Consider the following 13,988-nt stretch of genomic DNA (forward strand, 5'->3'; position numbering starts at 1 on the left):
TTAATGACAAAAATTTACTTTATAGCTGGTGAGGTGTCAGGAGACTTTGTAGGTGGTCGTATAATGCAGCATTTAAAAAACAATACAGGAGTACAACTCAATTCACCTGTATTAAGTTTTGTGAATGACGCTGTACAGTTTGTTGGTGTTGGCGGCAAATATATGGAGGAAGCCGGTAGCTTTAAAAGCTTATTTCCTATTACTTCCATAAATTTAATGGGTTTTGTAGAAATTTTGCCTCATATTTTTAAGCTTAAAAAATTAATTGATAAAACTGTGGAGGATATAATAAATAGTAAAGCTGATTTATTAATTACCATAGATTCACCAGGGTTTACTTATCGTGTGGCAAAGCGAGTAAGGAAACTTTTACCAAAGCTGAAAATGATTCATATAGTTGCACCGTCAGTTTGGGCATATAAAGAGGGTAGGGCAGTAAAATACGCTAAAATTTATGATTGTTTATTTGCTTTACTACCGTTTGAACCTCCATATTTTACTAAAGTCGGTCTTGATTGTAGATATATAGGTCATCCGATTATGGAGCAAGAGTTTTATAGTGATAAAATAGCTTTACGTGAAGAGTTTAAAATAGATGAGAATGAGAGAGTTTTGTGTGTTACTCTTGGTAGTAGAAAGGGTGAGATTCTAAGGCATTTATCGGTTTTTGTTTCTTCTATTGAAGAAATATTCGAGAGTTGTAATAATCTTAAAGTTATATTTACTCTTGCAAATCCTGCTCATGAGGCAATAATAAAACCGTTTCTAGAAGATGTTAAGTTTAATTATTTATTTTCAAGTGAGAGACTTAAAACTTATGCTGTTGCGGATGTAGCTTTAGCAAAATCCGGTACTAATACTTTAGAGATAGCAGCTTCTGGTACTCCTATGATTGTGGCTTATAAAGTTAATCTTATAAGCTTTTTTATTATCAGGCTATTGATAAAAATAAAATATGTTACGTTGATAAATATTATAGCCGATAAAGAAATAATTCCGGAATTTATCCAATTTAATTGCCGAGCTAATCTTATTAGTAATAAGCTTCAAGAGTTATTATTTAATTCTAAGAAAGTTTATGAGCAGGTAATAGAAAGCCAAAAAATTTTGCAGCAATTAGGATTTAAATCAAACCGATTACAGCTAAATTCAGAAAGTTTTAGACACGATGAATTTAAAGGCAAGCTAGCTAGGTGTACAAAAGTACTTGGACACAGGCTTAGCTTGGAAAATTCGCTTGTATCAAGTGATCGAGATGACGCTGTACCTTCTTATATAGCTGCAGAAATTATTAAACAGGAGTTCTTAGAACCTAAAATAAAGTTGTTAAAAGAGAAAGATTAGTACTTGAAACCGATGGTCCACAACATTTTCTGAATTATAATAAACATTAATATTAATATAATAACAAAATATATTTCCATGTTTTTTCTTATAGTATGAATTTGTTTCATTAAAATTTTTAAATCATTGGCAATTTTTTTGTATTCCTCATTGTTATCAGAACGCATTGTTGTCAAGAAACCGGATAAGTTTCCTAACTTATTTTGTAAAGCTTTTAACCTTTCAGTCTGTTCTTCGTGTTTTAGATCGGTATTGTGATCTTGTATCATAATATATAATGTCCATTATAAGATCAGTATTAACGCCGGTATAGTAATATGCACTATGAATAAAGATGTATATTTTTTGTTTGTAATAAAAATGCTAACTTTTCATTTTACAGGAGTATACTATTGTTATAGTAAATTGGTTTGCGTTATTAATTTGTTGCTCATTAGTTATCTCATTTTAATTACCAAATATTAAAACTATTGATTGATTTAGCACAAACTATATAATTTAAATTTAGCAAAAAGTGAATTTTACTATATGTTATTTCAAATGTCAAGAAAAAAAACCACATTTCATGGTAATGATTTTTGTCAATATTTCTAAGCCTTATAAAAATAATAGTTATTATGTTAAACAACCTATTAAAAACTAAACTTTTTTTAGTTATAGTATCTCTAACTATATTTATTACTTTGCTAAATTTTAGTATATTTTATATTTTTGTGCCGGGTGATCTTACTCAAAATAAAACGATAATTATTGAACCTAAATTATCCGTAAATCAAATAGTTACAAAACTTTATTCTAATTCAGTAATCAAATATCCAAGAATTTTTAAGGTAATTGCTAAAATTTATTCTATAAAAAGACCTCTTAAAAGTGGTGAATATGTGTTTACTCGTAATATATCGCCTCTGCAAACTTTAAGAATATTAGCAAGCGGTAAATCTATAATACACAAGATAATTGTCCCGGAAGGTACAGTAGTTAGTGAGGTTATAAAGAAAATTAATGAAGAAAGTCGATTACTTGGAGAAATAAAAGGGATAATACCTGAAGGTTTTTTAATGCCTTCCACGTATTTTTTTTCTTACGGTGATCAAAAAGAGCAGATAATTGATCACATGAGAAATTTAATGTCTGCTAATTTAGATAAAGTAATGCAAAATCTTGCACCGGATTCTCCATTAAAAACTAGACTTGAGGTATTAACGCTAGCTTCGATAATTGAAAAAGAAGCCGGCTCAAATGCAGAAAAGCCTATTATAGCAGCAGTATTCATTAATCGTTTAAAGAAAAATATGAAGCTACAAGCCGATTCGACTACTATATATGCTTTGACTGAAGGAAAATTTAAATTAGCAAGAGCTTTAACAAAAAAAGATTTATTGCAAAAACTACCCTATAATACTTATTATATAAAAGGTTTACCACCCGGTCCGATTTCTTGTCCGTCGTTAAAATCTTTAGAAGCAGTGGTAAAATCTGCTAAAACGGATGCATTATTTTTTGTAGTTGACGGTAAAGGCGGGCATAATTTTTCTAACAATCTTAATGATCATAATAGATTTGTTGAAACTTATCGAAAAAGTTTGATTAAAGTACCTGAGCCGGCAATTGATCCTGAAAAACCATCTACTCGATGAACTTCAAAATTGGCTACGTCGTCTTATAAGAGCTGTGGTGCTCATGTATTAAGTATACGCTCCGCTCCTTGCCTTATAGACTCCTTACTCTTTTTGAAGTTGATTTGCGTATATTTTTATCTACTTAAGGGATGTTATCATGAATAATAGTGAATTTAGTAAAATAGCCGAGACAACAATTGCATATATAGCAGAAAAGATAGAAGAGCAGGATAAAGAAGCAAGTATAGATGTAGATTTACAAGGCGATATATTAAACCTTGATACTGATAAAGGGGTATATGTAATAAATAAACAAAGTGCCGCCAAAGAAATTTGGTTGTCGTCGCCGGTTAGCGGTCCTTATCATTTTTTTTATGAACAAGGCAAATGGACAAATAGAGCAGGGCTTGAATTAATGGCTATTTTAACTGAAGAACTTAATATTAAATTTGATACTCGCCCCACTTGAAAAATTAGCAACAATGTCTTTGTAAGACCTCAGATGCTGAACGTTTAATATACGCTCCGCTCCTCAGCTGACAGACCGATTACTCTTTTCCAAGTTAAACTTCGTATCACTACTCTTCATTTTACTTCGGAGTATATATGAAAGATTTTGAAACTGCCGATAGTGCCGAAAAAGTTTATGATTTAATAATAAAAAATGCTCCTACTCGTGCATCTATATTCATTGATGTTGACGATACGCTTATAACTCCTAAATCAAAAACTTTTAAGCAGCCGCCTTATAATCAAATAATTGATAGAATTAAGGAAATGATAATTATGAGGAAATTATAAGTAATTGGCGTTTGCAGCGAAAAGTAATATTAATTGATGAAGAGTGGGTAGAAGTTATAAACAAGCTCAAGGAAAAGTTTTCGGTTTATGGTCTTATACAAATGAATACGGGAGCATTTGGCAATATTCCTTCTATGCAAGATTGGCTATATAAAGAACTAAAAGAGCTGGGTATCGAATTTTCAGATAATAAAAAATTAGCAATTTATAATTCAGGACAAAAGGATGATGCTATTTTTTATAAAGGTATATTTATAACCGGTAATCACTCAAAAAGTGGTACTTTATCAAAATTTTCTGAAGAGCTAAATGCTAGTTTATTGTATTTGTTGATGATCGTGCGAAGCATATTGAAGATGTAGGAGATTATTGTAAAAAGAATAAAATAGGTTTTTTAGACATTTTATTTGACGGGCTTAAAAATTTAACAGGCGAACCTGATCCTACACTTGCCGAATTTTAAGAATCATATTTAATAGAAAACGCTAAATGGCTTGAAGACATAGAAGCTTATGGGCTAATGGTTAAGGAAGTAATAATTAAATAGAATACATGCATAAATAGATATCGTCATTGCGAGCAGCCATATAGGCGGTGTGGCAATCCATAAAAAATAATAAAAATTCTGTAAATCAGAATTCTAATTTCAAATCTAGTATCCGCAAATACTTATAGGCAGATACATTACAAAATAACACCTTTGTCTAATACGTCTGTTTCAGCTATCAAAGTTGAGACGGAAATAATCGGCAATATGAGTGGTGAGGTTGTTTTAGATTTACCCTATGTATGGGCAAATGCCTACATATTACAAGCAAATCAAAAATGTTAAGCTAGAATATCCTATTGGAAAATTACAGTTTAGAAATCAAGACTCGAATAAAGCTATTTTAAATACGAAATCAAGATTATTTGTTTAAGCTACGCAATATATCAAAAAACCGGTAATCCTTGTGATATCCACGAAGCAATAATTAGACAAAATTTAATTTATTCACCGGGTTATGGGCTTTTTGCTACTCCCGGTGATCTAAATGGAAATGATATAGTAGCGTTTAACATTGAATGGAATAATATTCCTGATAGTTGGGAAACAATATCAGATTATGGTCTTGGTAAAAGCGTGAAATTTAAAGCTATGCCGATTGAATTATATAGTGCAGTTTATGCAGCGCGTGATTTACGTGTTTACAAAATTGTCGATCAAAAAAATCCTGTATATCTTTCGTTACATTGTCAATTTGATTTTAAAGATTAAGAAATAGCTGCTTATATAAATAAAATTATCAAGGGACAAAGAACATTTTTCCATGATAATGATTTTGCCTTATTATCTACTAAGCTTAATCGAGGGGAATCAACCTAGACATATAGCCAGAACGGGCTTAACTCATAGTTTTACTGCATTTATTCCTCAAGGTTTGGGCAAACAGGATTATATAAACGTGACTTGCTCATGAACCTCTACATAATTGGACAGGAAAGAAAATACGTAATAACTTAGAACGATTAAATTATTGGTGGAGTGAAGGATTTACCGATTATTATAGTAGGGTTTTAGCCTTACGTTCTAGTGTTATAATAACGCTTGAGGAATTTGTAGAAGAATTTAATAAATTCTTTGAGAATTATTATTTATCACCTGTTATAAATGAACCTAATAATGTAATCGAAACAGATTATTGGCAAGATTATGCAGTAAGATTGCCATATTATAGTGGATTTGTTTTGGCACTTTATTTGGACAATTTCATTAAAGAGAATAATAAGAGTAAATCGCTGGATAATGTTATGCTTGATTTATTTAAAACCTCAAAAGAACAAGAATGTTCAAGCGATTATTTTAAAACAATAGTTAAAAATTATGTTCTAAAGGGCATAGATAAAGAGATAAACGAATATATAGAACAAGGTAAAACTATAGATTTAGCTAATGTTGCTAAAGTGCTGCCGATCGAGAAAATAACAATGTGGGCATATGATCGTGGTTTTGATAGAGATGCTTTAATAAATAATTATACAATAAAAGATATTGACGAAAATAGTAACGCTTATAAATCTGGACTTAGAAACAGGGACATAGTTATAAAATATGATTTTCCTAAATGGGGTTCTCCTGATCAGATAGTTACAAGCAACACAATTAAAGGCGAGTTTCAATTTAGACCTGAAAGTGCTAATAAAAAAGATATATACGGGTTCAAGCCTACTTTGTCTAAAGCAGATAAGCTAAAAATCAAAAAGTTTTTTAACAGCTAAACCTTCTTTTTATCTTAAAGTATTATTAATAATATCCATTGACACAACAACATTTAAGTTCTAATTGCGTCACGATTTAATTTTAAGGGGAAAAATCATGACAAAAAACTATACGGGGCCACAAATAAATAGCGGAAACGTCAATTACAATAATAATGATTGTAAAAACTTCACAAAAAACATCTAGTTACTTTGACAGTGCTACAATTCATTTTCAAAATGCTACCAAAGCTGTGACAGATTTCACAATGTATGGCTACCTTAGCAACGGAACATGCTATTAATGTGATAGAAAACGGTGCAAAAACTGTATGTTCCGTTCAGGGTTGTGTTTCTGATGTGAACAACTCTAATTATTCTGTTGTATCTACATTTGCTCAAGCAACTGTAGCAAGCCTTGCAACTTTTGCTTATTACAATCCTCCGGTTCTTATCGGTGCTTTTACATTAGGAGCAATTTTAATTTCGCCGTCCGATTAAAAAATACAGTAAAAGCAGGACTAACTGCAGGATATGTAGCTTATGAAACTGTGGGAAGGTTTAGTAGCAGGAACAGCAGGTATAGTTTCTCTTATTGCCGATAATATTTACAGTGATACCGCAAAGCTTGCCGGTGCTATTAATACTCACATGATAGAGTATTATAGTTAAAATATTGTCATACTCAATTGTCATTGCGAGGAGTTGCATGGTGTCTATGTCATTCCCGCGAAAGCAGGAATCTAGTAAAACATATAAAAACTTGTTTTTATATGTGTATTTTATCAAATATACAATTTTTGTACCAATAAGATTATTTTTACTGGATCCCCGCTTTTGCGGGAATGACATCGCGAGTCACGCACTAGTTAAACGCTTTATTATCTCTTCTCTATCAATCAAAGGTAAAACGCTTGCGATTTCTGGTCCTGATTCTCTGGCGGTTAAAGCAAGGCGAAGAGGTAAAAATAACTCCTTACCTTTCCTGCCTGTTATATTTGTTATTTCTTTAGTCCAAATGCTCCAGCTATCTTTAGTGATTTCACCTTTCGGTAATAATTCTGCTGCTTGCTTTAAATATTCCTTATCTAAATTTAGATTTTCTACATTCGGAGTTTGATGGCAAATTTCCCACCAATCTTTTACATCACGTAATTTTTGCAAGTTAGGGCTTACCGATAACCAAAAATTTTCATCAATATACTCGGCATCTATTTCTTTAAGGCGTTCTTTTACTGTATCAAAATCTAAACTTATAAGTAATTTATGATTTAATCTTTCTAAATCTTCCGGCTGATAGATAGTTGGACTTTTAGAGAAACTACTTATCTCAAATTGATTTGCTAGCTTCTCCATTGATTTATAAGGCAAGATTTGTGCTGATGAACCAAGTAAACTAAAAAAGCTAGCGATTGCCATAGCTTCGATTCCGATTTCTTTTCTAAGAGTTGCGATCTCAAACCCTCCAACTCTTTTAGAAATTTTCTCATCTTTATTGATTATTAAACTTAAATGCCCAAAAGTCGGAGGAGTAGTATTTAAAGCCTCAAACATTTGCATTTGAATGGCGGTATTGCTAACGTGATCTTCACCCCTAATAATATGAGTAATATCATAATCAATATCATCAATAACTGAGCATAACATATAGGTCATACTACCGTCTGCTCTTATCACTATTGGGTCGCTTAAAGCCTTGCCGTCATATTTAACTTCGCCTTTGATCATATCATGCCAGCTAATCGGTTCATGATTTACCAAAAATCTATAATGCGGTTTTCTTCCTTGTTCTATATATTTCTTTGCTTGCTCTTCAGTTAGATTTAAGCTAGCTCGATCATAAATCGGTGGTAAACCTTTAGATAATTGAAATTTACGCTTTAATTCTAGCTCTTCAGGAGTCTCATAGCAGGCATATAATCTTTTTTTGTCTAGTAATAGATTTTTGATTGCATCATATCTACTTAAACGACTTATTTGATTAAATGTCTGATCCCAATTAATTTTTAAAAATTTTAGATCTTCCTCGATAGCGTCTTTATATTCCTGTTTACTACGCTCTAAATCCGTATCGTCAAATCTTAAAATAAACTGTCCGTTATGCTTCTTTGCATATAGCCAGTTAAGCAATGCTGCCCTGATATTCCCGACATGTAACATACCGGTCGGTGACGGAGCAAATCGTGTTATAACTTTTGTCATAAATAAGTAATTTTATTAATTGTCATCCTGTGGCTTGACCACGGGATCTTGTATCACAGCCTGTGTCCTGAGACCCCGTGATCAAGTCACGGGATGACACTAAACCATTTACGCCTGTTTCTTCTCTAATTTCACTTTATTCTCTTCAATTAGCTTCATCGCATCATCTAAGCTTAAATTTAGAAAATCATATTTTTTTTGTACCGAAATAAATTTACCCATATATTTTATGTAAGGACCGAATTTACCGTATCCTATCATAATTTCCTCGTCGCTATCTTTATGAATACCTATTTTTAGCGGTAAGCTTAGAAGCTTTAATGCTATATCAAGTGTAATATCATTTTGGTTCAAGCTAGCAGGCACGGGGCTACGTTTCGGCTTTACTTTGCCTTCTTGTTTGCCAAGTTGAATATAAGGTCCGTAAGGTCCTTTTTTCAGATATATTTCTACTCCGTCTTTATCCGTACCTAAAACTTTATTCTCATTAGGCATAGCGGCAGGCTCGCCTTCATTCTCGTTGTTATCGTTACCGCTAACAATAGATTTTCTAAAAGTACATTCAGGGTAATTACTACATGCTAAAAACGCTCCGAACTTACCAAGCTTTAAGCTAAGCTCGCCCGTGTGACATGAAGGACAAATTTTAGATTCTTTATTCTCACCGAACAGGTGATAATCAAGGGCTTTTTGTACATAGCTAATAATCTCGGTTATTTTCTGCTCGTTTACTGATTCAATATTATGGTTAAAACCGCTCCAAAAATTATTTAAAGCGGCTTTCCATTCAAGTTTGCCGGCTGCTATTGCGTCTAATTCGTTTTCAAGTCCTGCAGTAAAATCATATTCAACGTATTTTTTGAAGAAACCGACTAAAAATACCGTTACCAAACGTCCAAGCTCTTCAGGTATAAATCGTTTTTTCTCAAGAGCAACATATTTTCGATCTTGTAAAACCGATAAAATACTAGCATAGGTCGAAGGACGACCGATTCCAAGCTCTTCAAGTTTTTTCACTAAACTTGCTTCTGAATATCTTGGAGGCGGTTCGGTAAAATGTTGATTTGGAATAACTGCTTTAGTTTTCAGCGGCTCTTGTTCTTTTAAAGGCGGCAGCATTTTATTTTCTTCTTCAGCTTCATCGTCCATACTTTCACGATAAACCTTATAAAATCCGTCAAAGGCTATAGTCGATCCGTTTGCTTTTGCTAAATATTCTTTATTTTCCGAAGCTAAATTTGCAACTACCAAATCCATTATAACATTTTCCATTTGGCAGGCTATAGTTCTTTTCCAAATCAACTCATAAAGCTTATAATAATCCTTGTCTAGCTTTTCTTTTAAGCTATCAGGAGTATAAGTAATATTTGTGGGTCTTATTGCTTCATGAGCTTCTTGAGCATTTTTTACTTTTGATTTATAAATTCTAGGGCTAGTCGGTAAATATTTATCGCCGTAACTTTTATCGATTAACTTACGTATATCTGCTATTGCATCATTTGATAATGTAACGCCGTCGGTTCTCATATAAGTAATAAGCCCTATAGTTTCCTTACCTATATCAACACCCTCATAAAGTTTTTGTGCTATTTGCATAGTCTTTTTAGCACTAAAACCTAATTTTCTTGCTGCTTCTTGTTGTAGTGATGAAGTAATAAAAGGAGGTTGTGGTTGACGTTTTTGTTGTTTTTTTTCTATCTTATCAACATGAAATTTTTGAGATTTTAATTTTTTGGTTAAATCTTTGGCGTTTTTTTCGTTAATAATTGAGAATTTTTCTAACTTCTGATCGTTTACTTGAGTCAATTTAGCAGTAAATAGTTCGTTATTACTATTTTGCATTTTAAGGCTAATATCCCAATATTCTTCTGACTTAAAACGCTCTATTTCATCTTCTCGCTCACATATTAAGCGCAGAGCCACAGACTGCACACGTCCTGCCGATTTACATCCCGGTAACTTACGCCATAAAAGAGGTGAAAGGGTAAAGCCGACTAAATAGTCTAAAGCTCTTCTTGCTTGTTGGGCATTTACTAAGTTAGTATCAAGTTTCCTAGGGTTTTCAACGGCATGAATAATTGCTTTTTTAGTGATTTCGTTAAATGCTACCCTTTTGAAAAAATCATCGGATTTAACTTGATTTTTTTCTTTTATTACCTCTGCAACATGCCATGAGATAGATTCACCCTCACGATCAGGATCGGTTGCAAGATATACTGCATCAGCTTTTGTAGCATCTTTAACTATGGCATCTACATATTTACCGGCTTTATCGGAAATATCATATTTCATTGCAAAATTTTCATCAGGTAATACCGAGCCTTTTTTAGAAGGTAAATCTCTAATATGACCGAATGATGCAATGACCTTAAACTCATCACCTAAATATTTATTTATCGTTTTTGCCTTTGCCGGCGATTCTACTATTACTAATTTCATCTACTTATTATAAACTAATGATATTTTATTACCGGCGTGACGCATTACTGTCCCGGCGAGTTCTAATTCTAATATTACCGTATATATGATAGGAAGCGGTAATTCTATTGCTTTTTGTAAATATTCCAAGTCTATTATGGGTACTGCCGATAATAATTCCAATATAGCAAGCAGTACGCTCCTTTTGTGACGGTTCTTTAATATATCTCGTATTTACTGTTCCTAGCTCAACAAAATCCTTAAATAATCCATCATCTTTTTTCATAAATTCTTCATATTGCGGTAAATTAGCTACAATATCGTCTACTGATTCCACTAAATATGCTCCCTCTCTAATCAATTTATTTGTACCTTGACATTTTGGATCTAAAGGAAAGCCGGGAACAGCAAATATTGCCCTATTGTGTTCAAGTGCAAATTTTGCAGTTATTAATGAACCGGATTTTAAGCTTGCTTCTACTACCACTAATCCTAAGGCTAGTCCCGATATTATCCTGTTACGCTGTGGAAAATGTTTTCCAAGTGGGGTAAAGCCGATAGGTAACTCATAATATTAAACCTTCTTCTGCTAAATTTTCAAATAGTTTTTTATTTTCCGGTGGATATATATGATCAATACTGCCTGCAATAACTCCGATAGTTTGAGAAATTGCAGCTTGATGTACGCTGCTATCTATTCCTCGTGCTAACCCTGAAACGGTTATATAACCTTCTTTTACTAAATCATTTGCAATTTTATGCGCAAAGCTTCTTCCGTTTGCAGCAGCGTTTTTGTACCTACTATTGCAACGCATTTATATAGTATGATTTAATAACTCTATATTATTATAGCTTAATATTAGCAGTGGATCATAAATTTCAAGTAATAATTTTGATATTCCGGAGATTTATATGTGATGATCTTAGCATTGTCTTTTTCGAGAAGCTCTAACTCGTTTTCAGCATCGCTTTTACTGAAAACTTTAATTGGTTTTGACTTTCCGCCTCGCAATGAAAAATCCGGAACGTTATCTATGGCAGTTGTTACATCACCAAATCATTTAATTAAACTAAAGAAAGTTTTAGGACCGATATTTCACTCCTAATAAGACGTAAAATATTAATTGTTTCAATCAATATTATAAGATATTTTAGGAGCAGAAAATAATTCTTTTAACATTATTTAGGGTTATTGGATATTGCGTTAGTGCTGTATGTCATTCCTGCCTAGGCGGGAATCCAGTCAAGCATACAAAATTTGTGTTTTTATATGTTTATTTTGTTAAATATGTAATTGTTTATCAATGTTAAGGTTATTTTTTGCTGGATTCCCGCTTGCGCGGGATATGACATCGAACCATGCAACAACACTAGACAAGCCACGGTAGGACAGTTTTCCACTTTAATAACACAGTAGTAATATATTACAGCTTCTCTGCATGTGAGCTTAAATAATGTGCTATACCTTCATGTGATGGGGTAATTGCTTCCTCACCTTTATGCCAGCCGGCAGGACAAACTTCGCCGTGCTTTTGATGATGAGTTAAAGCATCGATTACTTTTAATGTATAATTAATATCACGACCGATAGGTAAGTCGTTAACTAGCATGTGACGTACTATGAAATCCTTATCGATTAAAAAAGTTCCACGCAAAGCAACACCGTCTTCATTAAGTACATTATATTTTGAAGAAATATCCTTTTTTATATCGGACACCATTGGGAATTGTACTTGTCCAAGCCCGCCTTTATTATGCGGAGTATTTTTCCAAGCTAAATGGCTAAAATGCGAATCAACACTAACAGCTACTACTTTAGTACGTCTTTCGGTAAATTCACCAAGCTTATTGTGAAATGCTATAATTTCCGATGGACAAACAAAAGTAAAATCTAGGGGATAAAAAAATAACACTATATTATCCCCTGCAGCATAATTGCTAAGTTTAAACTTATCGTCTATATTATTATTAGGCATAATAGCTTTAGCTGTAAAATCCGGAGCAGTTTTGCCGACAAATACTGACATATTCATAACCTTTTATTAATTAATAATCTGATATGATATATAAAACTAATTATTATTACAATAATAAATCGTTATAAATTGCTACTTATCTATTTTCGTTCCCGAAGAAGAAGCTTTTAATTGGTTAAATATAGTTAATGCTTCGGTTATAAAACTACTCGGTTCTGAAAGATTTGCGGGTAAAATTACGGTGTTGGTATCTTTAGCCAAATTACTGAACGCACTAATATATTGCTCGGCTATTTTAAGAGCTACTGCATCACTTCCTCCCGTTTTTTGTACGGCAGTTGCGACAATCTCAATACTATTTGCCGTAGCGGTAGCGACTAAGCCTATTGCTTCAGCTTCACCTTTTGCCCTGTTAACTTGATCTGTATAAGAAGCTTCTGAATTCAGTACGATTTGTGCTTTTTCACCTTCTGCATGGTTAATTTTTGCTTGTCTATTACCTTCCGACTCTAGAATTTGAGCTCTTTTTTGACGCTCTGCCGCTACCTGCAATTCCATAGCTTTAAGTATAGTTTGCGGAGGTTGAATATCTTTAATTTCATAACGCATACATTGTATGCCCCAATTTATAGCAGCCTGATTAATAGCTGCTACAATTGCTACGTTTAAAGTTTCGCGCTCTTCAAAAGTTCTATCTAAAGGGAGTTTACCGATTTCCGAACGCATAGTAGTTTGAGCAAGCTGTGTTATGGCATAGTAAGGATTATTAACACCATAAGATGCTGCCATTGGATCAATGATCTTAACATATAAAACACCGTCTATAGATAATGTTACGTTATCGTTTGAAATAGCTGTTTGAGCGGTAACGTCTATTGCTTCTTCTTTTAAAGTATGTTTGTATGCTACTCTCTGAATAACAGGGATGAGTAAATTTAAGCCAGGCTGCAGTACCTTATCGAATTTTCCCAGTTTTTCTACTACCCATGCTTGTTGTTGCGGTACAACTTTAACCATTTGTATTATAACTAAAATCGCTATAATACTGAAAATTAATAATGCATATTCCATAATTCAATACCTTTTTTTCTTTCCACTCTATATTATTTTTAATTATAAAAAAAGGATTTAAGTTAAACGGTACTTAATTATATATTTTTTTATCATTAAAATGGGTTTTAATTACTTTGAGTAAAGAAAGAATGCTTGAATATTCTTCAAGTTGTTCATTTACATTTTTTATCTCATTTAAAGCGCTATTAAAATCTTTCTGCAATAAATACGTTTCAGCAGCTTTATTTTGTTCTAGTGTTTTAAGTAAAATACTGTGTAAAAATCTATAATAATAGTCGTCTAGTTTAGGTATATCAGACATAATAATAAATCATAT

The 13,988-nt window shown here is 32.6% G+C and carries 19 protein-coding genes and 2 pseudogenes; 12 read left to right on the forward strand and 9 right to left on the reverse strand.

Annotated elements, in window-relative coordinates; all coding sequences use genetic code 11:
* Positions 1-3: 3 nt before the first annotated feature.
* Positions 4-1,344 carry a lipid-A-disaccharide synthase gene (lpxB, locus tag RSA_RS02220; RefSeq protein ID WP_014364588.1) on the forward strand — a complete coding sequence of 447 codons (1,341 nt, stop codon included), beginning with the start codon at positions 4-6 and terminating at the stop codon, positions 1,342-1,344.
* Here the strand turns inward: lpxB and RSA_RS02225 are convergent.
* The gene (locus RSA_RS02225) at positions 1,341-1,613 is read right to left on the reverse strand and encodes a hypothetical protein (protein WP_014363058.1); all 273 of its coding nucleotides are present in this window, start codon (positions 1,611-1,613) and stop codon (positions 1,341-1,343) included. The two genes, lpxB and RSA_RS02225, sit on opposite strands and share 4 nt — an antisense overlap.
* Before the next feature lie 348 nt (positions 1,614-1,961).
* Between RSA_RS02225 and mltG the strand changes: the two genes are divergently transcribed.
* The 10 genes and pseudogenes from mltG to RSA_RS09955 all read left to right on the forward strand — a co-directional run bounded on the left by mltG (position 1,962) and on the right by RSA_RS09955 (position 6,674).
* On the forward strand, positions 1,962-2,981 hold the full coding sequence (gene mltG / locus RSA_RS02230; RefSeq protein ID WP_014364589.1) for an endolytic transglycosylase MltG: 1,020 nt from the start codon (positions 1,962-1,964) through the stop codon (positions 2,979-2,981).
* 139 nt (positions 2,982-3,120) lie between these two features.
* Positions 3,121-3,432, forward strand: coding sequence for an iron donor protein CyaY (cyaY, locus tag RSA_RS02235; protein ID WP_012150646.1), 312 nt, complete (start codon positions 3,121-3,123; stop codon positions 3,430-3,432).
* A gap of 137 nt (positions 3,433-3,569) precedes the next feature.
* A complete protein-coding gene (locus RSA_RS09335) occupies positions 3,570-3,764 on the forward strand; it encodes a hypothetical protein (RefSeq protein WP_041472328.1) in 195 nt (64 codons plus the stop codon).
* An 11-nt stretch (positions 3,765-3,775) separates the two neighbouring features.
* The gene (locus RSA_RS09340; protein WP_041472329.1) at positions 3,776-4,126 is read left to right on the forward strand and encodes a hypothetical protein; all 351 of its coding nucleotides are present in this window, start codon (positions 3,776-3,778) and stop codon (positions 4,124-4,126) included.
* Entirely contained in the window at positions 4,114-4,227 is a 114-nt protein-coding gene (locus tag RSA_RS09345) for a hypothetical protein (RefSeq protein ID WP_230453593.1), read from the forward strand. The genes RSA_RS09340 and RSA_RS09345 overlap by 13 nt, the downstream gene beginning before the upstream one ends.
* Before the next feature lie 237 nt (positions 4,228-4,464).
* Positions 4,465-4,596 carry a hypothetical protein gene (locus RSA_RS09950; protein WP_269208629.1) on the forward strand — a complete coding sequence of 44 codons (132 nt, stop codon included), beginning with the start codon at positions 4,465-4,467 and terminating at the stop codon, positions 4,594-4,596.
* A gap of 656 nt (positions 4,597-5,252) precedes the next feature.
* A pseudogene (locus RSA_RS09350) lies at positions 5,253-5,342 on the forward strand (hypothetical protein); the annotation flags it as partial.
* 162 nt (positions 5,343-5,504) lie between these two features.
* Positions 5,505-6,023: a hypothetical protein gene (locus RSA_RS09355; protein ID WP_014364591.1), complete on the forward strand. Its 519-nt coding sequence runs from the start codon at positions 5,505-5,507 to the stop codon at positions 6,021-6,023.
* A gap of 285 nt (positions 6,024-6,308) precedes the next feature.
* Positions 6,309-6,503, forward strand: a complete 195-nt coding sequence (locus RSA_RS02260) for a hypothetical protein (protein ID WP_041472379.1) — start codon at positions 6,309-6,311, stop codon at positions 6,501-6,503.
* Positions 6,504-6,545: 42 nt separating this feature from the next.
* Complete coding sequence (locus RSA_RS09955) at positions 6,546-6,674, forward strand: hypothetical protein (RefSeq protein ID WP_014364593.1); 129 nt, start codon at positions 6,546-6,548, stop codon at positions 6,672-6,674.
* Between the two features lie 186 nt (positions 6,675-6,860).
* On the opposite strand, the gene gltX is transcribed toward RSA_RS09955, so the two are convergent.
* The 5 genes and pseudogenes from gltX to RSA_RS09965 form a co-directional block, all read right to left on the reverse strand.
* Entirely contained in the window at positions 6,861-8,204 is a 1,344-nt protein-coding gene (gene gltX / locus RSA_RS02265) for a glutamate--tRNA ligase (RefSeq protein WP_014364594.1), read from the reverse strand.
* A gap of 108 nt (positions 8,205-8,312) precedes the next feature.
* Positions 8,313-10,643 (reverse strand): type I DNA topoisomerase, encoded by a 2,331-nt coding sequence (gene topA, locus RSA_RS02270; RefSeq protein WP_014364595.1) that lies wholly within the window; start codon positions 10,641-10,643, stop codon positions 8,313-8,315.
* Positions 10,644-10,805, reverse strand: coding sequence for a DprA-like winged helix domain-containing protein (locus tag RSA_RS09360; RefSeq protein WP_329517943.1), 162 nt, complete (start codon positions 10,803-10,805; stop codon positions 10,644-10,646).
* 208 nt (positions 10,806-11,013) lie between these two features.
* Positions 11,014-11,181: pseudogene (locus RSA_RS09960) on the reverse strand (DNA-processing protein DprA); the annotation flags it as partial.
* Between the two features lie 7 nt (positions 11,182-11,188).
* On the reverse strand, positions 11,189-11,437 hold the full coding sequence (locus RSA_RS09965; protein WP_014364596.1) for a DNA-processing protein DprA: 249 nt from the start codon (positions 11,435-11,437) through the stop codon (positions 11,189-11,191).
* 102 nt (positions 11,438-11,539) lie between these two features.
* Between RSA_RS09965 and RSA_RS08835 the strand changes: the two genes are divergently transcribed.
* Entirely contained in the window at positions 11,540-11,728 is a 189-nt protein-coding gene (locus RSA_RS08835; protein WP_196792872.1) for a hypothetical protein, read from the forward strand.
* Between the two features lie 318 nt (positions 11,729-12,046).
* Here RSA_RS08835 and RSA_RS02285 read toward each other — a convergent pair whose 3' ends face one another.
* From RSA_RS02285 to RSA_RS02295, 3 genes are all read right to left on the reverse strand, one after another.
* Positions 12,047-12,649, reverse strand: coding sequence for a peroxiredoxin (locus RSA_RS02285; protein ID WP_012150652.1), 603 nt, complete (start codon positions 12,647-12,649; stop codon positions 12,047-12,049).
* An 81-nt stretch (positions 12,650-12,730) separates the two neighbouring features.
* Positions 12,731-13,669 carry an SPFH domain-containing protein gene (locus RSA_RS02290; RefSeq protein WP_014364597.1) on the reverse strand — a complete coding sequence of 313 codons (939 nt, stop codon included), beginning with the start codon at positions 13,667-13,669 and terminating at the stop codon, positions 12,731-12,733.
* 73 nt (positions 13,670-13,742) lie between these two features.
* On the reverse strand, positions 13,743-13,973 hold the full coding sequence (locus RSA_RS02295) for a hypothetical protein (RefSeq protein ID WP_012150654.1): 231 nt from the start codon (positions 13,971-13,973) through the stop codon (positions 13,743-13,745).
* Positions 13,974-13,988: the final 15 nt, after the last annotated feature.

Source organism: Rickettsia philipii str. 364D (assembly GCF_000283995.1).
In the GTDB taxonomy this organism is placed as follows: Bacteria; Pseudomonadota; Alphaproteobacteria; order Rickettsiales; family Rickettsiaceae; genus Rickettsia; species Rickettsia rickettsii.

What these genes read in the sequence shown, in the direction of transcription:
- RSA_RS02225 (WP_014363058.1), bottom strand. Translation starts at nt 1,613, where the DNA reads ATGATACAAGATCACAATACCGATCTAAAACACGAAGAACAGACTGAA.
- RSA_RS02295 (WP_012150654.1), bottom strand. Translation starts at nt 13,973, where the DNA reads ATGTCTGATATACCTAAACTAGACGACTATTATTATAGATTTTTACAC.
- RSA_RS09335 (WP_041472328.1), top strand. Translation starts at nt 3,570, where the DNA reads ATGAAAGATTTTGAAACTGCCGATAGTGCCGAAAAAGTTTATGATTTA.
- RSA_RS09955 (WP_014364593.1), top strand. Translation starts at nt 6,546, where the DNA reads ATGAAACTGTGGGAAGGTTTAGTAGCAGGAACAGCAGGTATAGTTTCT.
- RSA_RS08835 (WP_196792872.1), top strand. Translation starts at nt 11,540, where the DNA reads ATGATCTTAGCATTGTCTTTTTCGAGAAGCTCTAACTCGTTTTCAGCA.
- RSA_RS09965 (WP_014364596.1), bottom strand. Translation starts at nt 11,437, where the DNA reads ATGCGTTGCAATAGTAGGTACAAAAACGCTGCTGCAAACGGAAGAAGC.
- RSA_RS02285 (WP_012150652.1), bottom strand. Translation starts at nt 12,649, where the DNA reads ATGTCAGTATTTGTCGGCAAAACTGCTCCGGATTTTACAGCTAAAGCT.
- gltX (WP_014364594.1), bottom strand. Translation starts at nt 8,204, where the DNA reads ATGACAAAAGTTATAACACGATTTGCTCCGTCACCGACCGGTATGTTA.
- cyaY (WP_012150646.1), top strand. Translation starts at nt 3,121, where the DNA reads ATGAATAATAGTGAATTTAGTAAAATAGCCGAGACAACAATTGCATAT.
- mltG (WP_014364589.1), top strand. Translation starts at nt 1,962, where the DNA reads ATGTTAAACAACCTATTAAAAACTAAACTTTTTTTAGTTATAGTATCT.
- RSA_RS02290 (WP_014364597.1), bottom strand. Translation starts at nt 13,669, where the DNA reads ATGGAATATGCATTATTAATTTTCAGTATTATAGCGATTTTAGTTATA.
- topA (WP_014364595.1), bottom strand. Translation starts at nt 10,643, where the DNA reads ATGAAATTAGTAATAGTAGAATCGCCGGCAAAGGCAAAAACGATAAAT.
- lpxB (WP_014364588.1), top strand. Translation starts at nt 4, where the DNA reads ATGACAAAAATTTACTTTATAGCTGGTGAGGTGTCAGGAGACTTTGTA.